Source organism: Brevundimonas sp., assembly GCF_013823285.1.
Classification (GTDB): domain Bacteria; phylum Pseudomonadota; class Alphaproteobacteria; order Caulobacterales; family Caulobacteraceae; genus Brevundimonas.
The window spans coordinates 1-2,433 of sequence record NZ_PNLV01000186.1 but is presented as its reverse complement, the minus strand read 5'-3'; the positions used below and the strand labels follow the sequence as shown (position 1 = coordinate 2,433).

Genomic DNA, 2,433 nt, shown 5'->3' with positions numbered 1-2,433 from the left:
AGCAAATGTTACGGCGGCGACGCCACCCGCAAGAAGAAGCTGCTTGAGAAGCAGAAGGCCGGCAAGAAGCGCATGCGCCAGTTCGGCAAGGTGGAGATCCCGCAGGAAGCCTTCATCGCCGCGCTGAAGATGGACGACGATTGATCCTGAACGTCCGCTGGCGGAACAACCGCATTCGGCGACCGTTGCTGTCCTCTTAACGAGGATTCTGACGATGAAGCCCCTGATCCCCCTGACGAGCGCCCTGGCTCTCGCCCTCTGTCTCTCCAGCACAGCCCTCGCCCAGAATGGCAACGGGAACGGCAACGGCAACGGAAACCGTGCCGAACAGGACCGGGGCGACGATCGGGGCCGGGCCAATGACAACCGCGGCGGCGGCGACAATCGCAGCAATCCCGGCAACGGCCGCAACGACCGCGCCGAGGGTCGCGTCCCGGAAGTGGTGCGCGACGTCCGCCGTGAGCAGGCCCGCAACGTAACCCGCGACATGCGGCGCGAGGTCGAGCGTCGGGTCGACGTCGACGGAGCCGGCGAAGGGTTTCGCCGGAATACCGATCGCCGCTTTCTGAACGGGTGTCCCCCAGGCCTGGCCAAAAAGGACAACGGCTGTCTGCCCCCCGGACAGGCGCGCCAGAGGCGGCAGGCCGGCGATGCCGCCAGCCGTTATGATTATCTGTGGCGCAACCGCGGGGGTGACGGCGACTACCGCTATCAGGACGGCTACCTGTACCGGACCAATGCCCAGGGCGGACTGATGGGTCATCTGCCGGTGCTGGGCGGGGTTCTTTCGCAGGGCAACGCCTGGCCCGGCCAGTATGCGTTCCAGCAGGCTCCGCAGTATCTGTCGCAGTATTTCGGGATGAACGACCAGTACCAGTCCCGCTATGCGGATGGCGTGCTGTACGGCGTCAATCCCCAGACCCAGGGCATCGGCCAGATCGGCGCCCTGCTGACTGGACAGTCCATCAACGTGGGCCAGAGAATGCCTGCCGGCTATGACGTCTACAACGTTCCCCATGAATACCGGGACCGGTATGCCGACAGCGCCCAGAGCCAATATCGGTACAACGACGGCTACGTCTATCAGGTCGATCCCACCACACAGCTGGTCCAGACCGTCATCCAGCTGCTGACCTGAGGGGGCCGTCATGCGTAATCTGAAACACTTGATGCTGGCGCCCCTGCTGGTGCTGGGCCTCGCCGCCTGTGGCGGTGAGGCGGACCCGGACAGAACGGCGACCGAAGCCCCGCCCCCGTCCATGACCCTGGCGGCCGCGATCGGCGGTCAGGACGATCTGGACACGCTGGAAAGGATCGTCGGCAACGCGGGTCTGTCCGACGTGCTCGCCGGCAGGGGGCCCTACACCGTCTTTGCGCCGGCCAATGCCGCCATGGCGGCCATAGGCGGAGACGACCTGGCGGGTGATGCGATGAAGGCCCAGAGCGCCGCCTTGTTACGGGCCCACATCGTCCCGGGGGCCCTGACCCGAACCGATATCATGACGGCCATTGCGGCCGCGGGATCCGGGGGGGCGCAGATGCGCACCATGGCGGACGACCTGCTGACCTTCACCCTTGACGGGGAGACGGTGATCGTTACGGCCGAGGACGGCGCGACCGCACGGCTGACCGGCGACGAGACCCTCGCCACCAACGGCGTCATCCAGCCGATCGACGGCGTGCTGGTCAGGGCCGGCTAGTCCGGCAACACCCGGGGGGATCCCGGCCGGGGTCCCCTGCCGTGTGTGCGAGGCCGCGGCCGCCCCCCAAAGGAGGGATGACGTTCGATGCGGTTCATGGACCTGACTTCGTGGAGCGGGGTCCTGACCACCGTCATCGGCATCGCCCTGTTCGCCCTGATCGGGGTCAGCATCCGGCTGATGCTGATGATGTCGTTCCAGCAGCGGCGCGAGCGGGCCAACCGCCAGATCAGCGAGCGGCTGAAAACCCTGATGGCCGCCTACAAGGTTCTGGGCGGCTCGTTCACCGGCGCCCTGTCGGTGGACCCGCGCCACATGCGCGACCTGCGCCGGGCCGAGGCTGAAGGCGCCGAGGGCGGGGCGGACGAAGGCTCGGACCGCGCCCGGCGCATCCGCGATGCGGTGGAGGCGGCCCTGTCGGACATCATTCTGCTGGGCACCGACGAGCAGGTGCGGCTGGCCCAGCGCGCCGCCACAGCCCTGGTCGAGGGCCGCCCCGTGCACACCGACGAGCTGGTGGTGTCCCTGCGCGACTTCATCCGCGCCTCGCTGGACCTGGCGCCCATTCCCCCCAACTGGCCATCCCCCGTCAGGGCCCCACCCGCCCGGGCGGCGCGTCGCGAGGCGGCGGGGGTGACAAGGGCGGTCGCGGGGGCGGCGGCGGTGGTGGCATGGGCGGTGGAGGCGGCGGCGGCGGCATGGGCGGCGGCGCGGACGGCGGGGACGGAGCGGC

4 protein-coding genes are annotated in these 2,433 nt (G+C 68.7%); all 4 read left to right on the top strand.

The features are described 5' to 3' along the window. Positions 1-144 (top strand): hypothetical protein (locus tag C0461_RS14250; protein WP_292107953.1); only part of this gene is annotated, 144 nt, incomplete at its 5' end. Positions 145-214: 70 nt separating this feature from the next. Then, complete coding sequence (locus C0461_RS14245) at positions 215-1,138, top strand: hypothetical protein (protein ID WP_292107951.1); 924 nt, start codon at positions 215-217, stop codon at positions 1,136-1,138. A gap of 10 nt (positions 1,139-1,148) precedes the next feature. After that, positions 1,149-1,700, top strand: coding sequence for a fasciclin domain-containing protein (locus C0461_RS14240; RefSeq protein ID WP_292107950.1), 552 nt, complete (start codon positions 1,149-1,151; stop codon positions 1,698-1,700). Positions 1,701-1,796: 96 nt separating this feature from the next. Continuing rightward, on the top strand, positions 1,797-2,433 hold a 637-nt coding region (locus C0461_RS14235; protein ID WP_292107949.1), incomplete at its 3' end, for a hypothetical protein.